This window comes from Caulobacter sp. AVps18 (assembly GCF_058681425.1).
On sequence record NZ_CM178737.1, the window covers coordinates 3,910,870 to 3,936,928 of the forward strand.

Sequence of the window (26,059 nt, forward strand, 5' to 3'; positions counted from 1 at the left end):
CCTTGCCCTCGTTTTCTCGCCCCCTCGAAGAGTCCCTTCACCGCGCCGTCGCCTTCGCCAACCAGCGAAAGCACGAGTACGCCACCCTGGAGCATCTGCTCCTCTCACTCACCGACGACGATGACGCCGCGGGCGTGATGCGCGCCTGCGACGTCGATCTGACCGCGCTCAAGAAAAGCCTCGTGAACTATCTCGATGTCGAACTGGCCTCACTGGTCGTCGATGACGAAGAAGACGCCAAGCCCACCGCCGGCTTTCAGCGCGTGATCCAGCGCGCCGTGATCCATGTGCAATCGTCGGGTCGCGAAGAAGTCACCGGTGCCAATGTGCTGGTGGCCATCTTCTCCGAACGCGAGAGCCACGCCGCCTATTTCCTGCAAGAGCAGGACATGACGCGCTATGACGCGGTGAACTTCATCGCCCATGGCATCGCCAAGAAGGCCGGTGCCTCCGAGCCCAAGGTCGTCAAGGGTGCCAACAACAGCACGGCCGAAGACGACGCCGAGAAGCCCAACACCAAAACGGGTGGCGAGGCTCTGGAAGCCTATTGCGTCGACCTCAACGAGAAGGCCCGCCAGGGTAAGGTCGACCCGCTGATCGGCCGCGCGAGCGAAGTGGAACGCGCGATCCAGATCCTGTGTCGCCGCACCAAGAACAACCCCCTGCTGGTGGGCGAACCCGGCGTGGGCAAGACCGCTATCGCCGAGGGCCTGGCGCGCAAGATCATTACCCACCAGGTTCCTGAAGTCCTTGCCGAAGCCACGATCTTCTCGCTCGACATGGGCGCGCTGCTGGCCGGCACCCGCTATCGCGGCGACTTCGAGGAACGCGTCAAGCAGGTGGTCAAGGAGCTCGAGAACCACCCCAATGCGGTGCTGTTCATCGACGAGATCCACACCGTTATCGGTGCCGGCGCGACCAGCGGCGGAGCGATGGATGCTTCGAACCTGCTGAAGCCCGCTTTGGCCTCAGGCAGCCTGCGCTGCATGGGATCGACCACCTACAAGGAGTTCCGTCAGCACTTCGAGAAGGATCGGGCCCTGGTCCGTCGCTTCCAGAAAATCGACGTCAACGAGCCGTCGGTGGAAGACACCATCAAGATCCTCAAGGGCCTCAAGAGCTACTACGAGGACTTCCACAAGCTGAAATACACCAACGACGCCATCAAGGTCGCGGTCGAGCTGTCGGCCAAGTACATCACCGACCGCAAACTGCCCGACAAGGCGATCGACGTGATCGACGAAGCCGGCGCGGGCCAGATGCTGCTACCCGAAAACCGTCGCAAGAAGGTCTTGGGCGTCAAGGAGATCGAGGCCGTCGTGGCCAAGATCGCCCGCATCCCGCCAAAGTCGGTTTCCAAGTCGGACACCGAGGCGCTGAAGGAACTGGAAACAGATCTGAAGCGCACTGTGTTCGGCCAGGACGATGCAATCATGCAGCTGTCCTCGGCCATGAAGCTGGCCCGGGCGGGTCTGCGCGATGCCGACAAGCCGATCGGCTCGTTCCTGTTCAGCGGCCCGACGGGCGTCGGCAAGACCGAAGCCGCCAAGCAGCTGGCCCAGACGCTGGGCATCGAGATGATCCGCTTCGACATGTCCGAGTACATGGAACGCCATACCGTGAGCCGCCTGATCGGCGCCCCTCCCGGCTATGTCGGCTATGATCAGGGCGGCCAACTGACCGACGCCGTCGATCAGCACCCGCACGCCGTGGTGCTGCTCGACGAAATCGAGAAGGCCCACCAGGACGTCTACAACATCCTGCTGCAGGTCATGGACCACGGTGTGCTCACCGACTCCAACGGCAAGAAGGTCGATTTCCGCAATGTGGTGCTGATCATGACCACCAATGCGGGCGCCTCGGACGCCCAGCGCCAGTCCATCGGCTTTGGTCGCGACAAGGTGGTCGGCGAGGAAGAGGCCGCCCTCAAGCGCCTGTTCACGCCGGAATTCCGCAACCGCCTCGACGCGGTGGTGGCCTTCAAGCCGCTGACGCCGGAGATCATCCGCATGGTCGTGCAGAAGTTCGTCATGCAGATGGAGGCCCAGCTGGCCGACCGGAACGTGACGATCGAACTGTCCGACGACGCGGCCGACTGGCTGGCCAAGAACGGCTTCGACGAGCTCTACGGTGCCCGCCCCCTGGGCCGGGTCATCCAGGAGCACATCAAGAAGCCCCTCGCCGACGACATCCTGTTTGGACGTCTGGTGCGCGGCGGCCACGTCAAGATCATCCTCAAGGACAGCAAGATCGACTTCGAGATCGAAAGCACCCCGGAAAAGCCCGCCAAGGGTGCTGCGGCCACCGAGACCGAAGCCGAACCGGCCCTGGTCGAATAGGCCAAGACCTCAACGAAAAGGCCCGGAGCGATCCGGGCCTTTTTTGATGCCAGCCGACACGCAAAACGTGTAGACAAAACGAGAACGCCCGACTAGCGTGTACCCATGACCGCGATAGCCTTCGACACCCTCAGCGCGTCAAAGCGCCTGCGTGAAGCGGGGATGGACGAGCGCGCGGCCGAGGCCATCGTAGAACTGGTTCAGCAAACGGCACAGATGCCAGACATCAGTGATCTCGCCACCAAAGCCGATATTCGCGACATGGCCACCAAGGCCGACATTCGGGATATGGCGACAAAAGCAGACATCCGGGATATGGCGACCAAGGCCGAGTTGCTCGCCACGAAGCTGGAACTCAAGGGCGAAATAGCCTCTCTGGAAGCGCGCCTGAGCGAGAAACTTCGCGTTCAGGGCTGGGCATTGATGGGCGGAGTAGCTGTGCTGATGACCATATCCACCGCCCTGATCAAGCTGGTTCCCGGTGCCTAAAGCGCCGCCGCGATTTTCTCGGCCAGGACCTTCAGGTCCTCGACATCCGCCATGCCCTCGCCGTGCCGGCCCATGGTCTCGCCCTCGTAGCGGGGGATCACATGGAAATGCAGGTGAAACACGGTCTGACCGGCCGGGGCACCGTTGAACTGGGTGACGATGACGCCGTCAGGTTTGAGCGCGGCGGTCACAGCGGCTGCGGCCTTCTGGGTGGCGCCGATCAGCCGCCCCAGGGTCTTGGCCTCGGCCTCGAGTAGGTTGCGGGCTTGGCTGGTCTTGGAAATCACCAGCATGTGCCCCTTGGCCTGGGGGAACACATCCATGAAGCACAGGACCTGATCGTCCTCGAACACCTTCACGGCCGGCATCTCGCCCCGGATGATCCTGGCGAAGATGTTGTCGGCGTCGTAGGTTCCGTGAAGGCTCATGGCCGTCTCCTGTCACGCCGCGCAGCTGACCGGGAACGCCGGTTCAAGGCCTGTCGTGCTTAGATCAAAATGCTTCTGCTGGTGGTAGCAAACCAGGGGCCGCGCGCAAGCAGCGTCCGCAATCTGGCCCTGGCTCGGGCGAAGACGGAGCCATCCCAAAGGGAACATCACCAGCGCTGCTTCGTTGGCTTCTCGAACGGAGACTGCCATGTCGAAAGATGCCGAACTTACCCAGACCTTCTGGAAAGCCCTCAAGGCGGACCGCACCGTGATGCTGGGCCTTCCCGGTGATCCCGACGGCAAGGGCCAGCCCATGACGGTTCAGTTTGAAAGCGACCAGGGTGGCCCGCTGTGGATCTTCACGTCCGCCGCTAATGATCTGGTCGTGTCCATCGGTGACAATGAGCGCGATGGCCTCTTCCAGTTCGTGTCGAAGGGCCACGATGTGTTTGCGACGGTCGAGGGCAGGATCACGGTCGATACCGATCCCGCCACTGTCGAGCGCCTCTGGAACCCGTTCGTCGCGGCCTGGTATGACGGCAAGACCGACCCCAAGCTTCGCCTGTTACGGTTCGAGCCCGGCCAAGCGCAGATCTGGCTGAACGAGCACAGCCTGTTCACGGGCCTCAAGATGCTGCTCGGCACCGATCCCAAGGCCGAAGTCAAAGACAAGGTCGCCAAGCTCGACCTGCGATAAGGCGCGCCTATTGCGCCTGCCGGAACGGCGAATACTCCTCGCTGAGCATCTGCATGTCGCTGGCAACCGCCTCGCGCTCGCGGTCCAGATAGTCGGCCACGGGCTTGCGCAGCATGGGGTCGGCGATCCAGTGGGCGGAATAGACCGCGCTGGGCAGATAGCCCCGGGCAATCTTGTGCTGCCCCTGGGCACCGGCCTCGACGCGGGGCAGGCCCAGGCGGATCGCGTGCTCAATGGCCTGATAGTAGCAAAGCTCGAAATGCAGGAACGGCACGTCCTCCGCGCAGCCCCAGTGGCGGCCATAGAGGCAGTCGCGGCCCAGCAGGTTCAGAGCTCCAGCGATCCACGGACCGCCCGGCCGACGCGCCATGACCAGGATCACCTTGTCGGCCATTCGCTCGCCCAGCAGGGAATAGAAGGCGCGGTTGAGATAGGGCCGTCCCCACTTGCGGCTTCCGGTGTCCATGTAGAAGCCGAAGAAGGCGTCCCAATGCTCTTCCGTCAGGGCGTCGCCCGTCAGGGACACGATCTCCAGCCCGTCCTGCGCGTCACGACGTTCGCGGCGAATGGCCTTGCGCCGGTTGGACGACAGGGCGGCCAGGAAGTCGTCAAAGGTCGCGTAGCCGTTGTTCTCCCAGTGATACTGCTGGTCCTGCCGCAGCAACAGGCCCCGCTCCCCCATCCAGGCCCACTCGTCGGCCCGGGGAAAGGTCACATGCAGCGACGAGGCCTCCATGCGCTGGCACAGGGTCAGGGCTCCCCCCAGCAGGGCCGAGCGGCCGTCATCGAGATCCACATCTGGCCGCACGATCAGGCGCGAACCCGTCACCGGCGAAAACGGCGAGGAGCATTGGAGCTTGGGATAGTAGCGCCCGCCCGCCCGCTCATAGGCGTCGGCCCAGGCATGGTCGAAGACATATTCGCCCTGGCTATGAGACTTCAGATAGAGCGGCATGACGCCCGCCACGACGCCGGCCTCATCCTCGACCGAAAGATGCTGGGGTGCCCATCCGGTGCGGGCGGCGACGCAGCCGCTCTCTTCCAGGATCGACAGGAAATCGTAGCTGACGAAAGGATCGCCCGTCGGCGCAGCGCAAGCGTCCCAGGCGCCTCGCCCGATCTCGGCGATCTCGCGATGAACGCGAACCGCCGCCTTGACCGAAGTCACGCCTCAAAGCCCTCGAAGATCAGATTATCGCAGTGGTCGCTGACCGCATCCCACTGCTCGGGCGAGCGAACAGTCCAGGCGATCACCGGCATGCCCTTGGCGCGATAGACGTCGGCGCGGGCGCTGGGCAGCATGTCCAGGCCAAGGGCCAGGAAGTCCGGACGGGCGATCTCGACCTGCTCCAGGGCGGCCAGGGACCGGCGCATCTCCGGGGCTAGCTTGCGCGCGCTGTCGTCGTTCCAGCTGTAGGAATCGAGCCCGCGCAGGATCTGCGGATGATGGTCGGCAAACCAGGCATGGGAATAGGGATTGAAGCCGATCACGGCGGTGGGCCCGTTGTGGTCGATCAGGATTTCCGAGACCACCTTCTCCAGATCCCCCACCTCGCCAAACGGGGTCTTCAGCTCGATATAGACCATGGCCCGATGGCCGATCAGCGTCAGGGTGTCGGCCAGGGTGGGAATGGTCTCGTCAGTGCCCGACAGGGTCATGGACCCCAGATCGGCGGCAGTGTGGTCGCGCACCCGGCCCAAGATGCCAGTCAGGCGATCCAGCTTGTCGTCGTGAAAGACCACAGCCTGGCCATCGGCGGTCAGCTGCACGTCGAGCTCGATGGCGTAGCCGCGCGCGCAGGCCGCCTGGAACGCGGCCAGCGAATTTTCCGGTGCGCCGCCCGGCGCCCAAAGGCCTCGGTGGGCGATGGCGGGCTCGAACAGTCGCTCCCAGGCCTCGCCAAACACCTCGGTCGAAGGACGCTCGTGCGCGCGCATCAGGAAATCTCCACCACCGCATCGACCTCGACCGCAAAGCCCAGCGGCAGGCGATACACCCCGACCGCCGAGCGGGCGTGGCGCCCGGCGTCGCCCAGCACCTCGACCATCAGGTCCGAGCAGCCATTGACCACCTTGGGAATGTCGATGAAGTCTGGCCCCGCCTGGACGAAACCGCCCAGCTTGACCACCTTGACCACACGATCCAGGTCACCGTCGCAGGCGGCCTTCATCTGGGCCAGCAGATTGATCCCGCACAGACGCGCCGCAGCCTGGGCCGTCTCCAGATCAACATCGACGCCCACCGTTCCCTTGATACCACCAGAGGCGTCCAGCGAGATCTGGCCGGAAATGTGGATCAGGTTCCCGGACCGCACAAACGGTACATAGTTGGCCACCGGGGCAACCGGTTGCGGCAGCGTCAGGCCAAGCTCGGCCAGGCGGTCTTCAATCTTCGACATCACGCACTCCGTTCACGAGCCGCAATGCTTAACCTCGCCAAGGGCAGGCACAAGAAAAAAGGCCCGAACCGTTACCGGCGCGGGCCTTTGATCGTAATGTCCGGCCCGCGCGAGGCGGGCCAGCGGGGTCGCCTTAGCGGGCGGCCTGGAACTTTTCAACGGCGGCGCTGGCGCGTTCGTTGAGGGGCTTCATCGAGTCCTTGATCGAGGCCGAGACGATCTCGGAGGCCTTGGTCATCTGGGCGATATAGGCTTCCATCGCCGACTTGGCGAAGGTCGTCTGCAGTTCCATGGCTTCCTGAACGCTCTTGGCGCCGGCCAGCGACTTCACGGCGGCGACCTGATCTTCGGCGGCCTTCTTGGAGTAGGCGAAGGTCTCGGCACCCAGGGCTTCAGCGCCCTTGGTGGCGGCGGTCACCGAAGCGACGACGGCTTCGAGGTTCTTCTTCGACAGGGTGTTGGCTTCCGCGAGGGCGGCCAGCGACTTCTCTACGCCGTCCTTGAACGCTTGGTTCGAGGCGGTGCTGAACTGTTCGACGGTCTTCTTCATCGTTTCGGCGGCGGCCATGGGGAGTCTCCTGGCAGATGGCGGGGCATGGCGAAGCTGAGCGGGCAGCCCCATGCGCTTGGGACAACGTTGATTTGCCATGCTGCAGTGCAGCAGTCAACAAAATTGTGCAGCGCACCATGACCAAGCGTCAACGCAAGCCTGGCCGCAACACGCCCGAATTTTTCGCACCTGCGGCGTTGTTGCTCACTGGTTGTTTACTTTGACGAAAGGCGCAGGAGACCATGCTAGGGTTACGCGTGTGGCGGTGCGGAACCGCTCAGTATCAAATGACGGACGCTCATCGCATGTTCGCCAAGCTTCACTCCGCCCGCTCCCTGGTCGCCGCTGCCGGCCTGGCTTTGGCCTGCCTGACCGGCATGGTCACGCCGACCACCGCCCTGGCCCAGATCCCCTATCTGCAACTGAAGGCGTCAGAGCCGAAATATGCAGCCATCGTGATCGACGCCAATTCGGGTGAAGTCCTTTATGATCAACGGGCTGACAGCCCTCGCTACCCCGCTTCGGTGACCAAGGTCATGACGCTTTACCTGGCGTTCGAAGCGATGAGCGAAGGTCGCCTGAAGCCCACCGACCGCATCGTGATCTCGCCCCGCGCAGCCGCCCAGGCCCCCACGAAGCTGGGTCTGCCCGCCGGCGACAGCCTGACGGTCGACGAGGCGATCCGCGCCATGACCGTGAAATCGGCCAATGATATCGCCGTTGCCATGGCTGAAAAGCTGGGCGGCAGCGAGTCGCGATTCGCCGCCCTGATGACCCTGCGCGGCCAGGAACTGGGCATGCGCAACACCCGCTTCGTAAACGCTTCCGGCCTGCCCGACAGCCGCCAGATCAGCACGGCCCGCGATCTGGCCATCCTGTCGCGCGCCACCATGCGCGACTTCCCGCAATACTACAGCTATTTCAGCGTCAGATCCTTCTCGTTCCGGGGCACGACGATCCGCGGCCACAATCGCCTTCTGGACAGCATGGACGGCTTTGACGGTCTCAAGACGGGCTACACCAACGCCTCGGGCTTCAACCTGGCCGGCTCGGCCGTCCGCGACGGTCGCCGCCTGATCGCCGTGGTTCTGGGCGGCCAGTCCACCGCCTGGCGCGACAACAATATGGAAGACCTGCTGCTGACGGGCTTCGACGTGCTCAAGCGCCGCTCCAAGGGAGACCGCACCACCATCGCGGCCAATCTCTATGAGGACGAGCCACGCGGATCGGTCATGCGCCCCTCGGTCGAGCAGGGCGACGGCGAGCAGTCGGGCCTGAAGATCGTGCTGACCGAAACGCCGCGCGCCGCGACGGCGCTGAAGGTCTCGCCCAGCCTCAAGACCGCACAGGCCACCTCGAAGGCCAAGGGCAAGTGGAGCGTCCAGGTCGGCGCGTTCAAGTCCAAGAGCCTGGCCAAGGAACAACTGTCCATCGTGCGCAAGCGCTTCACCAAGGTGGTCGCCGACGCTGAAGGCGCCGTGGAAGGGGCCGGCGGTTCGTTCCGAGCGCAGTTCCAGGGCCTCACCGCCGAAGCCGCCCGCAGCGCCTGCGCCGCAATCACCGCCAAGCGCCAGCCTTGCATGGTGTTGTCGCCGGGTTAGGGTTTTCTCCGAAGCCGGGCATCGATACGAACGGCATCATCAGCCAAGAGCCAGCCCTGGACGGCCAACTTTCCGGATTTGCGTCCAAGATAGATCGCGACCTTTTGCCCCTTCGTCACGCGGGGACTTCTGGGAGGGCACATGCCCGGCCCGAAAATTGCTCCCCAGCTGAGTGTGTATTGCGTTCGCTTGAAGCGGCCGACTGCGACTTGATCAACGGCAACTCTCGCTTCAGTGATCCCTGACGTCGCGACCACATCAACGACATGACCCAGCAAGATAACCTCGGATGGTTGTGCTCGGGGGTCAAATCGCGTCGGGGCCACCCTGCATGCGTGGGCAGGCTTGGCCACGACGAAAAAGAGGATTGCAAGACAAACGACTACCCTTGTCGCGTTCACCTCTGCTGATCCTTTTGGTCATCGCCGTCGGGTTCGGCTACCATAATTCGATCCATGCGCAGGCCTCCGTCGATAGGGGAAAATAATGGCTGATCGAGACAGAAGTCAGCCTTACCCCTTCAGCAGCCGATCCCGCGCCGCATTGAGCTGGGCCGCAAGACCTGCAGTGCCTCCTTTGTCAGGATGGGCCATGCGGATCAGGCGGGCATGGGCGGCCTTGATTTCATTGGCGCTGGCGTCGGGCGCAACGCCGAGGATCGCGCGAGCCTCGGTCAGGCTGGGCCCCTGCACTTCTGGCGATGCGACCTTGCGGACAGGGGAGCGGCGGCGGGCTTCTGAAGCGCTCCACAGGCCCACGACGCCCAGCACCAGTCCTGTACCCCAGCCGCCTCGAATGGTGGTGTAGGCCGCGCCCGCAAAAGCGACCAGGGCCAGCACGCCCGCGCCTATGCGCCAGCCGTCACCCTTGAACAGGGGGCGACCACCGCGCCAGAACACCAGGGCCAGCACGGCCGCGCCAAGCAACAGATAGATCATCACGGTTCCGGACGCGCTCAGGCTGCCCCCGAGGGGCCCCTACTGAGCGGCGAGCAGAGTTTCTCCGGAATAGGCCGAAAGGCCAAGCGAATGCATCAGGGCGCGTAGCTCCTGGCGCGCGGCCAGATGCTGCAGCGAAACCGGCACGGGCCGAACCTGAGGCGACAGATCGGCGATCGTCAGGCCGAACGGGAACAGTTCGCGGTAGATCACCCGATCGCGCAGTCCGGGACCCATGCGGAAACCGACCCGCTTGGCCAGGGCCGTAAGCCGGTCTTCCAGGCGTTTGCGGTTACGGGCCTCGGTGGTGGCCAGGCGGTTGCGCAGCACCACCCAGTCCAGGGCCTGCCGCTGTCCGCTCATGGCGCGGGCCTTGCGGGCTTCCCAGACCGACTGGGAATAGAGGCTGGGGGTGGTCAGTTCCATCGTCACCGGATCGACGTGACCCAGCATGTCGAAATCGACGAAGCTGTCGTTCAACGGGGTCACGATCAGGTCAGCGCGGCCATGGGCCAGGCGCGAGATGGCCGTGTCGCCGCCGGGGGTGTCGATAAGCACGAAATCGGCCTCTTCCCGACCCCGGGCGAAGGCAATCTCGAAACGTTCGATCTGTTCGGCCTCGGGCGCGGCGGCCAGGGCAACGTCGTCGTCGCTCAGGCGAAGCTGGATCGGCTCCGGCAAGGGCAGCTTCTTGTTCTCCAGCCAGGTGCGACGGTTCTCGAAGAAGCGCATGGAGGTGCACTGGCGCAGATCCAGATCGATCACCGCCACCTTGGCACCGCCGTACAGCAGGGCCGTCACAAGATGCACGGCGATGGTTGACTTACCGGCGCCGCCCTTTTCGTTTCCAACGACGATCACGCGCGTTTCGGCCATGTGCTCGCTCCTTCTTCCGCCGCGACTCGCGCAGGCGATGAAAAGTTAACACGAGATTCATAACCTCGCCGAGCGGACATCACTTTGATCCACAGCACCTTTTGTCGCAGGTAGCGACACAGCAAGCTCTGCCGGAAGCTTCACCACAGCGGCGATGTGGACGCCGTCGCGGCCCTCGGCCATAAGCCACGCCTGCGCTTACAGGAGGCCGTCGATGCCCCAAGATCCATTGACCATCGTTCGCACAGTCGCCGAACTGCGCACCCATGTGGCCGCCTGGAAGGCCGCCGGCGAGCAGGTGGCCCTGATCCCGACCATGGGCGCCCTTCACGAGGGGCACCTGACCCTGGTCAAGCTGGGCCAGACCCACGCTCGCCGCACTGTCGCCAGTGTCTTCGTCAACCCCAGGCAGTTCGCACCGCACGAAGACTTCGACGCCTATCCGCGCGGCGAGGCGATCGACGCTGAAAAGCTGGCCTCGGTCGGCTGTGACCTGATGTTCGCGCCGACGGCCACCGAAATGTACGCCCCCGGCTTTTCCACCGCGATCAGCGTATCGGGCGTCTCCGAGCCGCTGGAAGGGGCCGCTCGTCCGCAGTTCTTCGGCGGCGTCGCCACCGTGGTGGCCAAGCTGCTGATCCAGAGCCAGGCCGACTATGCGGTGTTCGGCGAGAAGGACTATCAGCAGCTGCAGGTCATCAAACGCCTGGTCCGCGACCTGGACATTCCGGTCGAAATCATCGCCGCCCCGACGGCGCGGGCCGACGATGGCCTAGCCCTGTCATCGCGCAACGCCTACCTGTCATCCGAAGAGCGGGCCATCGCCGCCGTCCTGCCCCGCGCCCTGCGCGAAGCCGCAGCGGCCGTTGCGGCCGGCGGTCGGATCGATGAGGCGGAAGCTGCCGGAAAGACCGCCCTGTCCGCCGGCGGCTTTGGCCAGATCGACTATCTCGACATCCGCGAGGCGTCCGACCTGTCGAAACTGGGGCCCGGTCCCATCGGCGACGCCACCGGCCGGATCCTCGTGGCGGCCTGGCTGGGTCGAACACGCCTGATCGACAACATCGCCGTCTGACGCCTACCAGGCTCCCAGTTCGCGCAACTGCCGGGCCAAGTCATGGGGCATCTCCGCCGCTTCACTGTCCGCCAGATCGGCGGGCGCATCCTCGGTCGGCAGATAGCGCCAGCCCTGGAAAGCCCGCCTGGGCTGCGGAACCACGCGGATAATCGGCGGATCGACCGTCACCTCACAGCGCTTGGCCGCCCCCTCGCCCACCGTGTCGATGGCCAGGATCTTCTGGCGGCACAGAATCTGGCCCTTAAAGACGCGATACAGCGAGCCGCCGTCCAGCACCTCGTCGATCCGTTTTGGCGTCATGCGGGTATGCATGATCCACGGCTCCTCGCCCTTATGCCAGGCCTGCAGGTCCTCGATCGTGTCGCAGCCGACGACCAGCTTGATAATGTGAAGCGCCATGGGGCCTAACTAGTCGGCAGGGGCCAGGCGCGCCAGCACCACGCCTTCGCTGACCTGACCGCCGGCCACGGCCGACAGCTCGGCCACCACCCCGTCGAACGGCGCGGCCAGGGCGTGCTCCATCTTCATGGCCTCCAGCGTCAGCAGGGTCTGCCCCTTGACGACGCTCTGACCGGCCTCGACCGCCACCGAAACGATCTTTCCCGGCATGGGCGACAGGATTGCGCCGTCCGAGGCCGCGGAATGGCTGGCGACCGCCTGATACTCGAACTCGAACGCCTGGACGTCGCCACCCTCGAAAACCAGCAGCGGGCCGTCACCATGTACGGTCGGCAGCACATCGACGTCGTCCAGCGCCCGGCCATCCTCGACCGTGATGTCCCACGACCAGTCATCGCCGACGCCTCCGGCCAGGGCGACGCGCAGGGGAACCTTGCGGCCATCCACGCTCATCGGCAGGTCCATGGCGGCGCGCGGGGCGTTCATCCGAAAGCCCAGCAGGCGCGAGGGCGCGCTGGCGAACGGATCGGCGCGCGGCTCGTCGGCGGCCATGAACCCTTCCAGGCGCTGGCCGATGGCCGCCAGGGTCGGCGCGTCGGTGAAGGGGCGCTCCAGCAGTTCATCCAGCCGCGCCTCGATGAAGCCGGTGTCGATCCGCCCTTCGACGAAGTCGGGATGGCTCGCGCACCGGGCCAAGAACGCCGCATTGGTCTTGACCGGCCACACCTCGACCAGTCCGCAGGCCTCGGCCAGGCGCGCGGCAGCGTCCTCACGATCCACGCCGTGGGCGATCAGCTTGGCGATCATCGGATCGTAGAAGGGCGTGACCTCGCCACCCTCCTCCACCGCGCTGTCGACGCGCACGTCGCCCTCGGGCAGGCGGAAGTGCTTAAGCTTGCCCGTCGAGGGCAGGAACCCCGTCTGCGGGTTCTCGGCATAGAGGCGCGCCTCCATGGCCCAGCCGTCCAGGGTGATCTCGTCCTGCTCCAGCGGCAGGGGTTCGCCCGAGGCGACCAGGATCTGCCACTCGACCAGGTCCTGCCCCGTGACCATCTCGGTAACCGGATGCTCGACCTGCAGGCGGGTGTTCATCTCCATGAACCAGATGCGGTCAGCGCGCAGGCCCTCACTGGCGTCGGCGATGAACTCCACCGTGCCGGCCCCGACATAGCCCACGGCCCTGGCGGCCTTGACCGCTGCGGCGCAGACAGCCTCACGGGTCGCGTCGTCCATGCCGGGGGCCGGAGCTTCCTCGATCACCTTCTGATGGCGGCGCTGCAGCGAGCAGTCCCGCTCGAACAGGTGAACGACATTGCCATGGCTGTCGCCAAACACCTGCACCTCGATGTGGCGCGGGCGAGTGACATATTTCTCCAGCAACACTCGGTCGTCGCCGAAGCTGGCGGCGGCCTCGCGGCGGCACGAGGCCAGGGCCTCGGCGAAGTCAGCGGCCGCCAGCACCTTGCGCATGCCCTTGCCGCCGCCGCCGGCCACGGCCTTGATCAGCACGGGATAGCCGATCGCGGCCGCCTCGGTGGTCAGGCGCTCGACCGACTGGTCGTCGCCCAGATAGCCGGGCGTCGTGGGTACGCCGGCGGCGATCATCAGCGTCTTGGCGGCGTCCTTCAGGCCCATGGCCCGGATCGCCGACGGCGGCGGACCGATCCAGACCAGACCTGCGTCCAGCACCGCCTGGGCAAAGTCGGCGTTCTCGGACAGGAAGCCATAGCCAGGATGGATAGCCTCTGCGCCCATCTGCCGGGCGGCCGCCAGGATCTTCTCCGGAACCAGATAGCTTTCCCGCGCCGGCGCAGGGCCGATCAGGATCGCGGAGTCGGCTTCCATCACGAAGGGCGCGTCGGCGTCAGCCTCCGAATAGACGGCGATGGTGCGCACGCCCATTTCACGCGCCGTGCGGATGATCCGCCGCGCGATCTCGCCCCGATTGGCGATCAGGACGGATTCAATCATCGCCCACCTAATCCTGTTTCTTCGCCACGCGACCCGAGATCGGATCGCGTGGCCATTTTTGAAAGAAGCGGATCTCTATGCCCCAGCCGGCCGGCTGCAAGCATGAACCCTTCGAATTGCGAGCGAGGTCAGGTTGTCCAAACCGGCTTGCGGCGCGCCAGGAACGCCCGAACGCCTTCCTGCCCTTCTTCCGAGACCCGGCGGCGCGCAATGCGCTTGGCCGTTTCCTCGATCAGGCCGCGATCAAGCTTTTGGCCGGCGAAGTCATTGACCAGGGCCTTGGCGTCGCCGATCGCGCCCGGGGCGCAGGCGACCATCTCCTCGATCAGGCTGTCGCGCGCCACCTCCAGCCCGGCGACATCGTCGAACACCTCATCGACCAGGCCGTAGCTCCAGGCCGCATCCGCATCAAATACCCGGCCCGTGGCAAATAGCAGCTTGGCCGTGCGCGGGCCCAGGGCGGCAATGACATAGGGGCTGATGGTGGCCGGGGTCAGGCCTAGCTTGACCTCCGAGAAGCTGAAGGTGGCGTCCGCCGTGGCCATGGCGTGATCGCAGGCCGCAACCAGACCGGCGCCGCCGCCAAACGCGGGGCCTTCGACCAGCGCCACGGTCAGGGCCGGAACGTCGTGCAGGGCCTTGAGCATGTGGGCCAGTTCAAGGGCGTCCTGGCGGTTGTCATCCTCGTCCCACTCAATGGCATCGGCCATCCAGCTCAGGTCGGCGCCGGCGCTGAACGCCCCGCCCATGCCGCGCAGGAACACCACCCGGACGCCCTCGGCGCCGTGCAGGGTCTCGAACGCCTCGCGCAGGGCCGCGATGGTCGCCGCATCGAAGGCGTTCTTCTTTTCGGGCCGGTTGATCCAGACGGTAACCGCCCCTTCGGGCGTGCTTTCCAGCTGAACCAGCGGGCTCACCGCGTCAGTGTCTGGGACTTCGACGATGGGGTCGGCGATGGGATTGGTCATTGGATCCTCCAGATCACATCCTGAACACGCCAAAGGTCGTTTCGGGTATGGGCGCGTTCAAACTAGCCGAGATAGCCAGACCCAGCACGTCACGGGTTTGCGCCGGATCAATAATGCCGTCGTCCCAGAGCCGCGCGGTGGCGTGATAGGGGTTGCCCTCGTCCTCGTACTTCTGACGGATCGGGGCCTTGAAGGCCTCAGCTTCCTCGTCGGACCATTTGGCGGCGTCGCGATGGACAGTGGCCAGCACACTGGCGGCTTGCTCGCCGCCCATCACCGAGATGCGGCTATTGGGCCAGGTGAACAGGAAGCGCGGGCTGTAGGCGCGGCCGCACATGCCGTAGTTGCCGGCCCCGAAGCTGCCACCGATCAGCACGGTGAATTTGGGCACCTCGGCCGAGGCGACCGCCGTGACCAGCTTGGCACCGTCCTTGGCGATGCCGCCGGCCTCGTATTTTCCGCCGACCATAAAACCCGAGATGTTCTGCAGAAAGACCAATGGAATCTTGCGCTTGCAGGCCAGTTCTATGAAGTGCGCGCCCTTGACGGCGCTCTCGCTGAACAGCACGCCGTTATTGGCCAGGATCGCCACCGGCTGCCCCCAGATGCGGGCGAAGCCGCAAACCAGGGTCGTGCCATACAGGGCCTTGAACTCGTCGAACTCGCTGCCGTCGACGATGCGCGCGATGACCTCGCGCACGTCATAGGGCGCGCGCACATCGATCGGGACGATCCCGTACAGCTCCTCGGCGTCGAAGCGGGGCGGCTTGGCGTCAGCCACGACCATTTCGGCCGGCTTGGTCGTGTTGAGGTTGGCGACGATGGAACGGACGATCTCCAGCGCGTGCTCATCGTCATTGGCCACGTGGTCGACGACGCCCGAGCGACGGCCGTGGGTGTCGGCTCCGCCCAGTTCCTCAGCGCTGATGACCTCGCCCGTTGCCGCCTTCACCAGCGGCGGGCCGGCCAGGAAGATGGTGCCCTGGTCGCGGACGATGACGGTCTCATCGCTCATGGCCGGCACATAGGCGCCGCCAGCGGTGCACGAGCCCATGACGCAGGCGATCTGGGCGATGCCCGCCGCGCTCATCCGGGCCTGATTGAAGAAGATGCGGCCGAAATGGTCGCGGTCGGGGAACACCTCGGCCTGGTGGGGCAGGTTCGCCCCGCCGCTGTCGACCAGATAGACGCACGGCAGCCGGTTCTGGGCCGCGATCTCCTGGGCGCGCAGATGCTTCTTCACCGTCATCGGATAGTAGGCGCCGCCCTTAACCGTGGCGTCGTTGGCAACGATCATCACCTCTCGCCCCGAGACCCGGCCGATGCCGGTGATCACCCCAGCGCCGGGGGCCTCGCCGTCATAGAGGTCGCAGGCGGCCAGTTGGCCGATCTCCAGGAACGGCGAGCCAGGATCCAGCAGGCGCTCGACCCGCTGGCGGGGCAATAGCTTGCCGCGCGCCACGTGACGCTGGCGCGTGGCTTCCGAGCCGCCCAAAGCGGCCCGGGCCACCTTGTCTCGCAGGTCCTGGACCAGGGCGCGATTATGGGCCGCATTGCGAGCGAAGGTCTCGCTGGAGGGGTCGATAACGGAGTTCAGCTTCGGCATAGGCGAGGCATAGCCTTTTCCATTCCAACCCGGAAGGTGGTTGTTTTCACCTACCGCATTGCACAAATTCGCAAAATCCCTCCGCGAACCAGGGCCCGGGAGGCGCGACAGTCGGACCGATCGGGGCCAGATGGTCAAGCCTTGGCATTCACGCTAGCGTCGCCGCTGTGGGAAAGCCTCTCGACGCCTTCGATGACTCGGCCCTGGCGCGCTTGTTCGCCCGGGAGCGCCGTGACGGGGTTGCAACCTGGTTCTCTTTGCCTGGCGGTGCCACGCTTTACGCACCGGGCGAAACGGCCGACCAGCTCTACTTCCTCCGCACCGGCCGCCTTGGCGCTTTTCGCCGCGACGAGGGCCAGGAGCCGCAGTTCCTCGGCGTAGTCCGGCCCGGCGAACCGGCCGGCGAAATGGCGCTGATCGGCGGCACCCCGCATTCGGCCAATCTGGTGGCCCTGCGCGACAGCGAGGTGCTGGCCCTGCCCCGCGCCGACTTCTTCGAGGCCGCCGAAAGCGATCCGACGGTGATGCTGGAACTGTCGCGCCTGATGATCCAGCGCGCCCGCCAAGCCCAGACCCACGCAGCCATCGGCGATCCGTCAGTGTTCGGCTTTATCGCGGTCGAGGCGGGCGAAGCCATCCGGCCAGTCATCGAACGCGTGGCCCGGGCCATGAGCGCGCTGGGCTATCTGGTGACGGTTGAGGGCGGGGAGTCGCTGCTGGCTCCCACCGAGTGGTTCACCCATGTCGAGCGCGACCACGACTTCGTCCTCTATGTCGCCGAGGCCAATGAGACGGCCTGGAAACATGTGGTCGGCCGCCAGGTGGACCGGCTGTTCCGGGTCGGACGCGGCGACCGCGCGCCGCCAGCCGAAATTCCCTCCTATGCCTCGGGCGCGCTGCAGGCCCAGAGGCTGGTGGACCTGATCCTGCTGCAGTCGGCCAATCTCAAGCAGCCTACCGGCTCGGAGGCCTGGATGGAGGCCACCCAGGCTGCGCGTCTGTTCCATTTGCGCGAAAATGGCATAGCCGACGTTCAGCGCCTGGCGCGGGTGCTGACCGGCCAGTCGGTAGGACTGGTTCTTTCAGGCGGCGGCGCGCGGGCCTATGCCCATATCGGGGCCATAGAAGCGATGCGCGAGCGCGGGATTCCCATCGACTTCGTGGGCGGCGCCTCCATGGGCGCGGTGATCGCGGCCGGCCTGGCCATGGGCTGGGACGACGGCGAGATGGAGGCCCGGATCCGCAAGGCCTTCGTCGAGTCGAGCCCCGTCGACGATATCGCCTTTCCGATGATCGCCATGACCCGTGGCGAGAAGGTGCGCGTCCGCTTGGAGGAGCACTTTGGAAACATCGAGATCAGCGACCTTTGGCTGCCGTTCTTCTGCGTGTCATCCAACCTCACATCGGGCTCCTATCACCTGCATCGCAGGGGACCCTTGCACAATGCCCTGCGCGCCTCGATCTCGCTGCCCGGGGTTCTGCCGCCGGTTTGCGAAGACGGCGCGGTGCTGGTCGATGGTGCGGTGATGAAGAACTTCCCCGCCGATGTCATGCGCGCCTTCCAGCTGGGGCCCATCGTGGGCGTCGACGTCACCCGGGGGCGCAGCATCACCGACGAGGATGTCCAGCCCCCGCGCTCGCTTTGGACATGGCTCTGGTCGGGTGAGTGGCGCAAGGGCCCGCCCATCGTGGCCTTGCTGATGCGGGCAGCCACCGTGTCGACCGGGCGCGATCTGGCCGCCAGCCGTGAGGCTTCCGACGTTCTGATCACACCCAAGCTGGACAAGGTCGATATCCGTGACTGGCGCGCCTTTGCCCCGGCGGTCAGCGCCGGCAAGATCGCGGCCGCCATTGCCCTGGATGGCCTGGACCGCCCCGTCACCGACCTTCGCCGCCGCCCCAGCCTGATCGAGCGGGCAAGGGTGGCCCTCAGGCCTGCCGGACGATGATGAAAAGCCATGCCGAACCTCTCGGCGCGGCCCGAAATTTCGACAATTGAGTCAATTCCCTTCTCGCGGGAACGGAGATATCGCGCCGCGCGAGTGACGACCGGGTCGCTCGCCCCATCTCCAATGCCCGATATTGACATTTTCGTCAAATTACAGGGAAATCCGAACATTAGATCGAGAAAAGAATACCCCCGAAATCACCGATGGAGAGCGCGCCTTCCCAACTTTCGACCCTCGGCTGGCATTTTCTCTCCAGTGCGACAAATTGCGCAAAGGTCGCGCGCAAAATTTATCCCAATCCCTTTGTGAATTGACGATTCACCATATATTTTTGTCGAGAGCTTCCGTAGATGAGGTTCATGGGAAGGACGCCAACAATGCAACAAGCCGCCAAACTCGTCATGGTCATGGACCGCCGGTCGAAATCGGCGAGCTTCATGCCCGAACATCATCGCTTCTCGCTGCTGCGCCCGATGGTGCTGGGCGGCACCATGCTGTTCTGGGCTGTCGTCGTCGTGGGTATCAAGCTGCTGCTGTCCTGATTTCAGGCACCGCGCCCGCGACAAGCCGTCGCGCGAGTATCCTCTTTCCACAGACACAAAATGGCGCTCATAGTCTCCTGGTGTTGTTCAACAACTGAAAGGAGGTGATCCAGTGTCTCATTGTCTCCAACCGCGGTCGCACGTCGTGACCTGGAGCCTGAAGCGCGAGGTATCCGCCTAAGACGGCGTTGAATCGCGAGGTTCAGTCACACCGCTGCGAAGCGGCCATGACGATGGAAGGGCCGCCCCGATCGGGGCGGCCCTTTTTCATGTCCTGTCCCTAGCCGCCGACCAGCTCGCGGCCGATCAGGAAGCGGCGGATTTCATTGGTACCCGCACCGATGTCGTACAGCTTGGCGTCGCGCAGGAAGCGTTCGACCGGCCATTCCCGGGTGTAGCCAGCGCCGCCCAAGGCCTGAATGGCCTCCAGACAGGTCTGCACAGCGTTCTCGCTGGCCAGCAGGATCGCGCCTGCCGCATCGAAGCGTGTGGTCTTGCCCGCATCGCAGGCTCGCGCCACGGCATAAACATAGGCCCGGGCCGAGTTCAGCGCGACATACATGTCAGCCACCTTGCCCTGCATCAGCTGGAACGAGCCGATCGCCTGGCCGAACTGCTTGCGCTCGCGCACATAGGGCAAAACCACGTCCAGGCAGGCCTGCATGATGCCCAGCGGTCCGGCCGACAGCACGGCGCGCTCATAGTCCAGCCCGCTCATCAGCACCCCTACCCCACCGCCGACGGGGCCCATGACGTTCTCTTCAGGGACCTCGCAGTCCTCGAACACCAGTTCGGCAGTGTCGGAACCGCGCATGCCCATCTTGTCGAGCTTCTTTGAGACGCTGAAACCCTTCATGCCCTTCTCAATCAGAAAGGCGGTGATGCCGCGGTCACTGGTTTTGGCATAGACCACGAGCGTGTCGGCATGGGGGGCGTTGGTGATCCAGAACTTCGTGCCGTTCAGCACATAGCGATCGCCCTTCAGCTCGGCCCGCAACTTCATCGAAACGACGTCCGATCCCGAACCGGCTTCGCTCATGGCCAGAGAGCCGACATGCTCGCCGCTGATCAGTTTGGGCAGGTAACGATGCTTTTGCTCCGGCGTACCCCAGCGGCGGATCTGGTTGACGCAGAGGTTGGAGTGGGCGCCGTACGACAGTCCCACCGAAGCCGAGGCGCGGGAAATCTCCTCCATCGCAATGACATGCTCGAGATAGCCCAGGCCCAGGCCACCGAACTCTTCCTCGACGGTGATGCCGTGCAGGCCCAGGTCGCCCATCGGAACCCACAGCTCGCGCGGGAAGGCGTTGGTCTCGTCGATCCTGGCCGCGATCGGCGCGATCCTGTCAGCGGCGAAGCGGGCCGTAGTGTCGCGAATGGCGTCGGCCGTCTCGCCCAGGGCGAAGTCCATTGAGGGTGCGGAATTTGTGATCATGCCCCATCCCATAGCACAAACGCCCGCAGATCAAGCAGACCTGCGGGCGTTTGTGCCGTCGAAAACAGGGGACGCGAAACTAGTCTTCGTCGAGCTCGTCCGAACCGGCCAGGCGGCGCAGTAGCAGATAGGCCGCCACCACGAAACAGATCGCGCCGATCATGCTGGCGCCATAGCCAAACATCTTGACCTGCGAGAGCCCGGGTCCTGACGCCACCGTGAGGATCCACAAGACCCCGCCGCCAAACATCGCCAGACCCAATACGCCCAAGCTGACCAGCAGGCTGAGATTGCCAAAGCGCGGGGCTTCGGACTCGACGAACGGAACGTCCATGGGGCTCAACGACACGGTGTCGCTGGTCGAAAATCCATCGAGGTTAAACACTGACGAGGATGAGCGTCCGCTGGTTTCAAACAGCGAAGGCTCCATAACAGGCCGCGCCAGCGGCGGCGGCGGCGGGAACGAAGCCGCCTCGACAACGGACTGTGGCGTCGTCGTGGGCGCAGGCTCCGGGGTCAGTTCGAACAGCGACGGCTCGGGGGCCGGCGGCGGCGCGGCGGGCGCTTGATAGACAACGGCCTGGGGCGGTGCCTGGACCGGCACGGGCGGTTCAGGCAGGATCAGGTCGTCGCGCGGTTCCACCGGACGGACAGGGATCGGAGGCTCGTCAGGCAGGATGGCTTCCAGACGGGCGGTGACCGCGGCGGCAGCCTGTTCGCTGGCGCTGGGGCCGTTGTCGTCCAGCGGCGAGATCGCTGCAGAGGGCGCGCCCTCCTCGCGCTCAATCAGGGCCTTGTCGCCCTCGAAACGGGCAGTAACCGACGTCGGGGTCTGGCTGGGCACCGCGCAACTGGCGTCATAGTCGACACGCGGACGCAGGATGGGACTTGGCGCGGCTACCCAGACACCGTCGGGCGGCGAGAGGAACAGCGACTTTTCCGCCGAGCGGCGGCGCACCAGGGCGTCGATGACGATGCGCTCCCCCTCGAAATCGGCCTTGCGCCACATCTCCATCGCGCAGGCGGCCTGCAGCAGCGAGCCCTCATTGATCCGGCGCAGGACGCCCGACCGCTTGAAGCTCTCGACGCCGATATTGAAGGCAAAGCAGCTCAGGGCGTCGAACTGGTTCTGATTCAACGGCGTGAAGGTGTTTTCATTGACCGCATGGGCCACAGAGATGAGGTCGTAGAGCAGGAGAGCTTCAGCGTCCTGTTCTGAGACACTCGCCCCACTGCGGGCGGTCAGGGTATGGCCGTAGCCGATCGTCCAGCGGCCATCGGGCAGCTGAGCGGCCTTCATTCGGTAGCCCTCGAACCTCTTGATGAGATCGACGGCGGCGCGGGAGACCTGATGACGCGGTTTCATCGCGGAGAATGACCCAATTTGAGACAGACGCATGTGCGTTCGCCTCTCTCCTCGCAAGATAGGGGCCGTACGCGGCGCTCCCCTGACGCGGGAGTCGCCGGTTCAGTGCAGAAGCAGGGCCGCGATCAGCAGAACGGCAAAAAATCCTGTAAAATCAGTCAAGAAGGTCACAAAGATCGAGGAGGAGACGGCCGGGTCGCGCCCCATCTTCTCCAGCGCCAGCGGCGCCAGAATGCCCCCGACCGCAGCGGTGAAGATGTTGGTGACCAGGGCCAGGCCGACGATGATCGCCAGCTTGCCGTGCTGCTCCTCGGGCCCGAAGACCAGATAGGTGGCGGTCCCCATGACCAGCGCCAGACACAGACCGTTGACCAGCCCCACCGACAGCTCGCGCAGCACGATGCGGCGGGCATTGGCCGTGGTCAGCTCCTTGCTGGCCAGGGCCCGCACAGCGACGGCCAGAGTCTGGGTGCCGGCATTGCCGCCCAGGGACGAAACGATGGGCATCAGGATGGCCAGGGCCACCAGCTGGGCGATCTCGTCCTGAAACACCGCTACGCCGCTGACGGCGATGGTGGCTGTAACGAGGTTCAGCATCAGCCAGGGCAGGCGCGCGCGCACGATGTCGACCACGCTGGCGTCCCGGCCAGCATCAGACACACCGGCCAGAGCGAGGATGTCGGCCTGAGCCTCGTCGCGGATGACCTCGACGATGTCGTCAACGGTGATCTGGCCTACCAGCCGGCCGCCCGCCTCAACGACCGGCGCACTGATCAGGTGGTATTTGTCGAAGATATAGGCGACCTCTTCCTGGCCCATCTCGACCTGGATTTCGGTAACGGCCTCCATCAACTCCGACAACCGCGTCTCGCGGCGACTGCGTAGCAACAGGCTGATCGGAATGGCACCGACAGGCTTGTAGGTGGGATCGACCACATAGACGTCGAAGAACAGCTCCGGCAGGGAGTCGCCGGCCTCGCGCACATGGTCGATCGTGTGCCCAACGCTCCAGAACTCCGGCGCGGCCAGGAATTCCCGCTGCATCAGGCGGCCGGCGGTCTCGTCCTCATAGGAGAGAGTCGTCTCGATGGCGGCCCGGTCGGTCTCGTCCATGGCGGCCAGCACCTGGAAGCGCCGGGTGTCGTCTAGGTCGTCGATGACGTCGGCGGCGTCGTCGGTATCCAGTTCTTCCAGCGCGCGGGCCAGGGTCACCGACGAGGTGGCCTCGAGCACCTCCTCGCGGATATTGTCCTCCAGCTCGGCGATGATCTCGCCCAGCGCCTCGGGGTCGAGAAGCGGAATCACCTCTTCGCGATAGGCCGCCGAGAGAAACCCCATCAGGTCGGCGACGTCGGCGGGCTCCAGCGCACCCACCAGTTCGCGCAGGCGCTCGGTATTGCCGCTGTCAGCGGCGTCGACGACCATCTCGACATATTCAGGATTGAGCGCGTAGTCATCGCCCAGGGCGAGGTCTTCGAGATCCTCGGGCGTGGCGGCCTTGGGAAATGCGATATCGTCCAGCGCCTCGTCGTTCAGTTCGGCAATGTCCCGGGTCATGGGGGCCTCCTGAGCTGGCGTGGATTCGCGGCGCGTGTTCCGCGTGACGGGAGCTGGCTTGCGCTACGAAAGCCAAGCCCAGAAACGATTAGAGCGCGCCCAGCGAGTCGGAAACCGATTTCGCCAAGCACGCTCTAGTAGGTCTCACCTGGTGCGGTCGAGAAGACTCGAACTTCCACGCCCTTTCGGGCACAGCGACCTCAACGCTGCGCGTCTACCAATTCCGCCACGACCGCACGTGGTGAGGGGCGGCTGGTAGCAAACTGAATCTGGTTTGGGAAGTGCAGAGTTGAGAGTCGGCCGCGAATGAGGCGACGCGATCGGTCTTATGGCCTGGTGGGTCGCCGCAAGCGAAGCAACTCGGGAGGCGCATCACCGATTTTCAGCCAAATCCCGCGCCGCACAAATCGACCTGACACCGCTACAGGGTCGCTGCCAGCCTGACCGTTTTCACTCACCCACCTGGATTGATAGGTAAAGCTGATCGTGCTTCCGTCGATCCTGGCCGGAAAGACTTCCGAGCCATTGCACCATCCCTCGCACAGCTCGAATTCGACCGAGGGCTTTGGGCCGTCACGCACATCCAGGCGGATGCCGACATAGTCATCGGCCTCCGCGATATAGCGAAGATTGTCGTAGAATCCCGACTGATCTGGCTTTGCAGACCACCCGGCAGCGGGAACTGCAGCGAGGATAATCGCCAGAAAAAGCGCTCTGATCATGACAGTGAGCCTAGCCGCACAATGGCGGCGGGCAACCTGTCGTCAGGCACCGCCGGCCATGTAGTCATAGACGTCGGCGGCACGCGTCACCTGGATGGCGATGCGGTCGTCGCTGATCTGGATCTCGCCCCGGGCGATGGGGTGGTTGTTGGCCAGGATCCAGACCTCGTCATTGGTCTTGGCGTCCAGCGGGATCACCGCGCCGCGTCCCATGCGCAGCAATTGCTGCATGGGCAGGATCGAGCGTCCCAGAAGAACTGAGATCTCGACATTGACGGCGTTGACCTGGCTCACGAACTGAGGCCCCTAAAATCGACTCTCGACCATTCTTGGTCGCGGGTTCGAGACTGCAAGAATAGGGCCGTATGCTTGATCTCCCGTTAAACCTTGAAAACAAAGGCCTGCCTTCGATCCGGCGCCCGGACGACGCGGTCGTGGGCTGGGCGGTTTCGACCGATTATGTCCCCTACCCGGCAGCCGTTGCCGCCATGGAGGCCCGCGCAGCCGCCATAGCCGAGGGCACGGCGGGCGAGCTGATCTGGCTACTGGAGCATCCGCCGCTCTATACGGCGGGCATTTCGGCCAAGGGCGCCGACCTGATCGAGCCCGACCGCTTCCCCGTCTTCGAGAGCGGCCGGGGCGGCCAGTACACCTATCACGGCCCCGGCCAGCGGGTCGCCTATGTGATGCTGGACCTGACAAGGCGCGGCCGCGACGTGCGCACCTTTGTCTCAGCCCTGGAGGCCTGGATCATCGATGCCCTCGCCGCCTTCAACGTGATCGGAGAAATGCGCGAGGGCCGGGTCGGGGTCTGGGTCGAGCGCAAGGGCGCGGGCTGGTCGCGCGAAGACAAGATCGCCGCCATAGGTGTCAAGCTGCGCAAGTGGGTCAGCTTTCACGGCATCAGCTTGAACGTGGAGCCCGACCTTTCCCACTTTTCCGGAATCGTGCCGTGCGGCCAGACAGAGCACGGCGTCACCAGCCTGGTCGATCTGGGCCTGCCGGTGACGATGGATGAGGCTGATGCAGCGTTGAAAGCCAGTTTCCAGCGGATGTTCGGGCCGGTGGAAGATGTGGCGGCGCCGGTCTGAAGCCTAAATCGAAACCGCCTTCAGCGGCGGCGGGCCATAGCGGTTGGCGCCCTGCTCTCCGCCCATCACGCCCAGTTCGACGATGGCCCACAGGATGACCAGCGAGAACACGAAATCCAGAAAGTGCTCGGGTTGAGGCCAGACTGCGATGATCGCCGCCAGGATCAGCGCCGCCCACCAGCCCGAGCGCCCCCGGTCATGAAGGCGCTTGGACAGCAGGCAAACGCCCGAGAACATCAGCGGCGGATAGACGAACCAGCCGGTCAGCAGGTGCAGCGTGTGATTGGCGATCGCCTCATAGACCGTAGCCACACCGATCAGTACGGCGGCGGCGATCAGAAACGGAGTCCGCGACAGACGCCCGTTGGACGACAGGAAAAGCTCCGCCCATTCACTTTGACCGTTCATGCGCTCCGAAAGCTCCTGCGAGTCGTCTCGCCAACCTAGGCACCTGCGCGCCGCGAAGGAAGCCTCGCAAACGCTACAGGTCAGGCAAAAACGTCAGCGACCTGGCGATCTTCCGGCCCGATCAGGCCTTTGGGTGACAGGCCGTAGCGGTTGCGGCCCTTGGTGCCCTCCAGAAATCCGTAGTCGATGAGCGTGTAGATCGCCACCACCACGATCAGCAACACCGCGCCGATCATCCAGATGCTGTCTTCCTCGTTCGCGAACAGAACCATGACCATGCTGAGAATGAACATCGCCATGATCAGGCTGATCGAGTAGAGCGCCGGCCGGTTTCGGTCATGTCCGCGCTTCACGAAGATCGCAGTCGTGGGCCACAGGAAGATCAACGAGACCAGGGCCTGCGCGGCCTCGACCCCTCCCATCTCCAGACCCGACAACACCGTGGCCAGAACGAAGGTCAGTACGGCCTTCACGACACCCAGGCCGATATTGATCAACCAGTATTCGGAGCGCCTGAACCGGCCGTCCATGCTGAACAAGCCATCGACGAGCAGGTGGGAAGATTTCTTGGCCATGGGTCACCCTAGGCAAGACTGGCCACGGACTTCAAGCCCTGGTTGCGCATTGAGCTGACTCCGCAATCACTTGAT

General features: G+C 64.7%; 27 protein-coding genes and 1 tRNA gene. 9 read left to right on the top strand and 19 right to left on the bottom strand.

From position 1 onward, the window contains the following. The first annotated feature begins 2 nt into the window (after window positions 1-2). Both clpA and ACW179_RS17685 read left to right on the top strand, forming a co-directional pair. Window positions 3-2,339, top strand: a complete 2,337-nt coding sequence (clpA, locus tag ACW179_RS17680) for an ATP-dependent Clp protease ATP-binding subunit ClpA (protein ID WP_492060766.1) — start codon at window positions 3-5, stop codon at window positions 2,337-2,339. Window positions 2,340-2,444: 105 nt separating this feature from the next. Further along, complete coding sequence (locus ACW179_RS17685; protein ID WP_492060767.1) at window positions 2,445-2,828, top strand: hypothetical protein; 384 nt, start codon at window positions 2,445-2,447, stop codon at window positions 2,826-2,828. Here the strand turns inward: ACW179_RS17685 and ACW179_RS17690 are convergent. Continuing rightward, window positions 2,825-3,256 carry an HIT family protein gene (locus ACW179_RS17690; protein WP_492060768.1) on the bottom strand — a complete coding sequence of 144 codons (432 nt, stop codon included), beginning with the start codon at window positions 3,254-3,256 and terminating at the stop codon, window positions 2,825-2,827. The two genes, ACW179_RS17685 and ACW179_RS17690, sit on opposite strands and share 4 nt — an antisense overlap. Before the next feature lie 208 nt (window positions 3,257-3,464). Here ACW179_RS17690 and ACW179_RS17695 point away from each other — a divergent pair, with 208 nt between their 5' ends. After that, window positions 3,465-3,953, top strand: coding sequence for a pyridoxamine 5'-phosphate oxidase family protein (locus tag ACW179_RS17695; protein ID WP_492060769.1), 489 nt, complete (start codon window positions 3,465-3,467; stop codon window positions 3,951-3,953). Window positions 3,954-3,960: 7 nt separating this feature from the next. On the opposite strand, the gene ACW179_RS17700 is transcribed toward ACW179_RS17695, so the two are convergent. The 4 genes from ACW179_RS17700 to ACW179_RS17715 all read right to left on the bottom strand — a co-directional run bounded on the left by ACW179_RS17700 (window position 3,961) and on the right by ACW179_RS17715 (window position 6,920). Further along, a complete protein-coding gene (locus ACW179_RS17700) occupies window positions 3,961-5,121 on the bottom strand; it encodes a GNAT family N-acetyltransferase (RefSeq protein WP_492060770.1) in 1,161 nt (386 codons plus the stop codon). Then, entirely contained in the window at window positions 5,118-5,891 is a 774-nt protein-coding gene (locus ACW179_RS17705; RefSeq protein WP_492060771.1) for a glycerophosphodiester phosphodiesterase, read from the bottom strand. The genes ACW179_RS17700 and ACW179_RS17705 overlap by 4 nt, the downstream gene beginning before the upstream one ends. Further along, complete coding sequence (locus tag ACW179_RS17710) at window positions 5,891-6,352, bottom strand: RidA family protein (protein ID WP_492060772.1); 462 nt, start codon at window positions 6,350-6,352, stop codon at window positions 5,891-5,893. Before ACW179_RS17710 ends, ACW179_RS17705 begins: the two co-directional genes overlap by 1 nt. 133 nt (window positions 6,353-6,485) lie before the next feature. Continuing rightward, the gene (locus tag ACW179_RS17715; RefSeq protein WP_492060773.1) at window positions 6,486-6,920 is read right to left on the bottom strand and encodes a phasin family protein; all 435 of its coding nucleotides are present in this window, start codon (window positions 6,918-6,920) and stop codon (window positions 6,486-6,488) included. A 287-nt stretch (window positions 6,921-7,207) separates the two neighbouring features. On the opposite strand from ACW179_RS17715, the gene ACW179_RS17720 reads away from it, so the two are divergent. Further along, on the top strand, window positions 7,208-8,503 hold the full coding sequence (locus tag ACW179_RS17720) for a serine hydrolase (RefSeq protein WP_492060774.1): 1,296 nt from the start codon (window positions 7,208-7,210) through the stop codon (window positions 8,501-8,503). A 512-nt stretch (window positions 8,504-9,015) separates the two neighbouring features. On the opposite strand, the gene ACW179_RS17725 is transcribed toward ACW179_RS17720, so the two are convergent. Beyond that, window positions 9,016-9,441 carry a J domain-containing protein gene (locus tag ACW179_RS17725; protein WP_492060775.1) on the bottom strand — a complete coding sequence of 142 codons (426 nt, stop codon included), beginning with the start codon at window positions 9,439-9,441 and terminating at the stop codon, window positions 9,016-9,018. A gap of 39 nt (window positions 9,442-9,480) precedes the next feature. Continuing rightward, window positions 9,481-10,317 carry a division plane-positioning ATPase MipZ gene (gene mipZ, locus ACW179_RS17730; protein WP_492060776.1) on the bottom strand — a complete coding sequence of 279 codons (837 nt, stop codon included), beginning with the start codon at window positions 10,315-10,317 and terminating at the stop codon, window positions 9,481-9,483. A gap of 214 nt (window positions 10,318-10,531) precedes the next feature. On the opposite strand from mipZ, the gene panC reads away from it, so the two are divergent. Continuing rightward, window positions 10,532-11,392 carry a pantoate--beta-alanine ligase gene (gene panC, locus ACW179_RS17735; protein ID WP_492060777.1) on the top strand — a complete coding sequence of 287 codons (861 nt, stop codon included), beginning with the start codon at window positions 10,532-10,534 and terminating at the stop codon, window positions 11,390-11,392. Window positions 11,393-11,395: 3 nt separating this feature from the next. Here panC and ACW179_RS17740 read toward each other — a convergent pair whose 3' ends face one another. From ACW179_RS17740 to ACW179_RS17755, 4 genes are all read right to left on the bottom strand, one after another. Next, entirely contained in the window at window positions 11,396-11,794 is a 399-nt protein-coding gene (locus tag ACW179_RS17740; protein ID WP_492060778.1) for a DUF1489 family protein, read from the bottom strand. Window positions 11,795-11,803: 9 nt separating this feature from the next. Then, window positions 11,804-13,765, bottom strand: coding sequence for an acetyl/propionyl/methylcrotonyl-CoA carboxylase subunit alpha (locus tag ACW179_RS17745; protein WP_492060779.1), 1,962 nt, complete (start codon window positions 13,763-13,765; stop codon window positions 11,804-11,806). 128 nt (window positions 13,766-13,893) lie between these two features. Next, a complete protein-coding gene (locus tag ACW179_RS17750) occupies window positions 13,894-14,733 on the bottom strand; it encodes an enoyl-CoA hydratase-related protein (protein ID WP_492060780.1) in 840 nt (279 codons plus the stop codon). Window positions 14,734-14,746: 13 nt separating this feature from the next. Further along, complete coding sequence (locus ACW179_RS17755) at window positions 14,747-16,339, bottom strand: carboxyl transferase domain-containing protein (protein WP_492060781.1); 1,593 nt, start codon at window positions 16,337-16,339, stop codon at window positions 14,747-14,749. Between the two features lie 167 nt (window positions 16,340-16,506). Here ACW179_RS17755 and ACW179_RS17760 point away from each other — a divergent pair, with 167 nt between their 5' ends. From ACW179_RS17760 to ACW179_RS17770, 3 genes are all read left to right on the top strand, one after another. Then, window positions 16,507-18,288 (top strand): patatin-like phospholipase family protein, encoded by a 1,782-nt coding sequence (locus tag ACW179_RS17760; RefSeq protein ID WP_492060782.1) that lies wholly within the window; start codon window positions 16,507-16,509, stop codon window positions 18,286-18,288. A 377-nt stretch (window positions 18,289-18,665) separates the two neighbouring features. Next, window positions 18,666-18,830, top strand: a complete 165-nt coding sequence (locus ACW179_RS17765; RefSeq protein WP_492060783.1) for a hypothetical protein — start codon at window positions 18,666-18,668, stop codon at window positions 18,828-18,830. 94 nt (window positions 18,831-18,924) lie between these two features. Next, complete coding sequence (locus ACW179_RS17770) at window positions 18,925-19,011, top strand: hypothetical protein (RefSeq protein WP_492064346.1); 87 nt, start codon at window positions 18,925-18,927, stop codon at window positions 19,009-19,011. A 99-nt stretch (window positions 19,012-19,110) separates the two neighbouring features. Here the strand turns inward: ACW179_RS17770 and ACW179_RS17775 are convergent, their stop codons facing one another. The 6 genes from ACW179_RS17775 to ACW179_RS17800 form a co-directional block, all read right to left on the bottom strand. Continuing rightward, window positions 19,111-20,265, bottom strand: a complete 1,155-nt coding sequence (locus ACW179_RS17775) for an isovaleryl-CoA dehydrogenase (RefSeq protein WP_492060784.1) — start codon at window positions 20,263-20,265, stop codon at window positions 19,111-19,113. 79 nt (window positions 20,266-20,344) lie between these two features. Continuing rightward, entirely contained in the window at window positions 20,345-21,631 is a 1,287-nt protein-coding gene (spmX, locus tag ACW179_RS17780; RefSeq protein ID WP_492060785.1) for a lysozyme-family localization factor SpmX, read from the bottom strand. Between the two features lie 102 nt (window positions 21,632-21,733). Then, the gene (gene mgtE / locus ACW179_RS17785) at window positions 21,734-23,188 is read right to left on the bottom strand and encodes a magnesium transporter (protein WP_492060786.1); all 1,455 of its coding nucleotides are present in this window, start codon (window positions 23,186-23,188) and stop codon (window positions 21,734-21,736) included. Window positions 23,189-23,337: 149 nt separating this feature from the next. Next, window positions 23,338-23,424 (bottom strand) — tRNA-Leu (locus ACW179_RS17790). Window positions 23,425-23,514: 90 nt separating this feature from the next. Beyond that, window positions 23,515-23,910, bottom strand: a complete 396-nt coding sequence (locus tag ACW179_RS17795; protein WP_492060787.1) for a hypothetical protein — start codon at window positions 23,908-23,910, stop codon at window positions 23,515-23,517. Window positions 23,911-23,952: 42 nt separating this feature from the next. Further along, window positions 23,953-24,204, bottom strand: a complete 252-nt coding sequence (locus tag ACW179_RS17800) for a FliM/FliN family flagellar motor switch protein (protein WP_004619996.1) — start codon at window positions 24,202-24,204, stop codon at window positions 23,953-23,955. 71 nt (window positions 24,205-24,275) lie between these two features. On the opposite strand from ACW179_RS17800, the gene lipB reads away from it, so the two are divergent. Further along, window positions 24,276-25,001, top strand: a complete 726-nt coding sequence (gene lipB / locus ACW179_RS17805) for a lipoyl(octanoyl) transferase LipB (protein WP_492060788.1) — start codon at window positions 24,276-24,278, stop codon at window positions 24,999-25,001. A gap of 3 nt (window positions 25,002-25,004) precedes the next feature. Here the strand turns inward: lipB and ACW179_RS17810 are convergent, their stop codons facing one another. Together ACW179_RS17810 and ACW179_RS17815 are read right to left on the bottom strand one after the other, a co-directional pair. Continuing rightward, window positions 25,005-25,409 (bottom strand): DUF805 domain-containing protein, encoded by a 405-nt coding sequence (locus tag ACW179_RS17810; protein WP_492060789.1) that lies wholly within the window; start codon window positions 25,407-25,409, stop codon window positions 25,005-25,007. 80 nt (window positions 25,410-25,489) lie between these two features. After that, window positions 25,490-25,984, bottom strand: a complete 495-nt coding sequence (locus ACW179_RS17815) for a DUF805 domain-containing protein (RefSeq protein WP_492060790.1) — start codon at window positions 25,982-25,984, stop codon at window positions 25,490-25,492. Window positions 25,985-26,059: the final 75 nt, after the last annotated feature.

Bases quoted from the DNA above. Each gene is read 5' to 3' on its own strand.
- lipB (WP_492060788.1), top strand. From the start codon at position 24,276: ATGCTTGATCTCCCGTTAAACCTTGAAAACAAAGGCCTGCCTTCGATC.
- ACW179_RS17720 (WP_492060774.1), top strand. From the start codon at position 7,208: ATGTTCGCCAAGCTTCACTCCGCCCGCTCCCTGGTCGCCGCTGCCGGC.
- ACW179_RS17740 (WP_492060778.1), bottom strand. From the start codon at position 11,794: ATGGCGCTTCACATTATCAAGCTGGTCGTCGGCTGCGACACGATCGAG.
- ACW179_RS17810 (WP_492060789.1), bottom strand. From the start codon at position 25,409: ATGAACGGTCAAAGTGAATGGGCGGAGCTTTTCCTGTCGTCCAACGGG.
- ACW179_RS17765 (WP_492060783.1), top strand. From the start codon at position 18,666: ATGCAACAAGCCGCCAAACTCGTCATGGTCATGGACCGCCGGTCGAAA.
- spmX (WP_492060785.1), bottom strand. From the start codon at position 21,631: ATGAAACCGCGTCATCAGGTCTCCCGCGCCGCCGTCGATCTCATCAAG.
- ACW179_RS17690 (WP_492060768.1), bottom strand. From the start codon at position 3,256: ATGAGCCTTCACGGAACCTACGACGCCGACAACATCTTCGCCAGGATC.
- ACW179_RS17815 (WP_492060790.1), bottom strand. From the start codon at position 25,984: ATGGCCAAGAAATCTTCCCACCTGCTCGTCGATGGCTTGTTCAGCATG.
- ACW179_RS17715 (WP_492060773.1), bottom strand. From the start codon at position 6,920: ATGGCCGCCGCCGAAACGATGAAGAAGACCGTCGAACAGTTCAGCACC.
- ACW179_RS17755 (WP_492060781.1), bottom strand. From the start codon at position 16,339: ATGCCGAAGCTGAACTCCGTTATCGACCCCTCCAGCGAGACCTTCGCT.
- panC (WP_492060777.1), top strand. From the start codon at position 10,532: ATGCCCCAAGATCCATTGACCATCGTTCGCACAGTCGCCGAACTGCGC.
- mipZ (WP_492060776.1), bottom strand. From the start codon at position 10,317: ATGGCCGAAACGCGCGTGATCGTCGTTGGAAACGAAAAGGGCGGCGCC.
- ACW179_RS17725 (WP_492060775.1), bottom strand. From the start codon at position 9,441: ATGATCTATCTGTTGCTTGGCGCGGCCGTGCTGGCCCTGGTGTTCTGG.
- ACW179_RS17775 (WP_492060784.1), bottom strand. From the start codon at position 20,265: ATGATCACAAATTCCGCACCCTCAATGGACTTCGCCCTGGGCGAGACG.
- ACW179_RS17695 (WP_492060769.1), top strand. From the start codon at position 3,465: ATGTCGAAAGATGCCGAACTTACCCAGACCTTCTGGAAAGCCCTCAAG.
- ACW179_RS17795 (WP_492060787.1), bottom strand. From the start codon at position 23,910: ATGATCAGAGCGCTTTTTCTGGCGATTATCCTCGCTGCAGTTCCCGCT.
- ACW179_RS17705 (WP_492060771.1), bottom strand. From the start codon at position 5,891: ATGCGCGCGCACGAGCGTCCTTCGACCGAGGTGTTTGGCGAGGCCTGG.
- mgtE (WP_492060786.1), bottom strand. From the start codon at position 23,188: ATGACCCGGGACATTGCCGAACTGAACGACGAGGCGCTGGACGATATC.
- ACW179_RS17745 (WP_492060779.1), bottom strand. From the start codon at position 13,765: ATGATTGAATCCGTCCTGATCGCCAATCGGGGCGAGATCGCGCGGCGG.
- ACW179_RS17710 (WP_492060772.1), bottom strand. From the start codon at position 6,352: ATGTCGAAGATTGAAGACCGCCTGGCCGAGCTTGGCCTGACGCTGCCG.
- ACW179_RS17685 (WP_492060767.1), top strand. From the start codon at position 2,445: ATGACCGCGATAGCCTTCGACACCCTCAGCGCGTCAAAGCGCCTGCGT.
- ACW179_RS17750 (WP_492060780.1), bottom strand. From the start codon at position 14,733: ATGACCAATCCCATCGCCGACCCCATCGTCGAAGTCCCAGACACTGAC.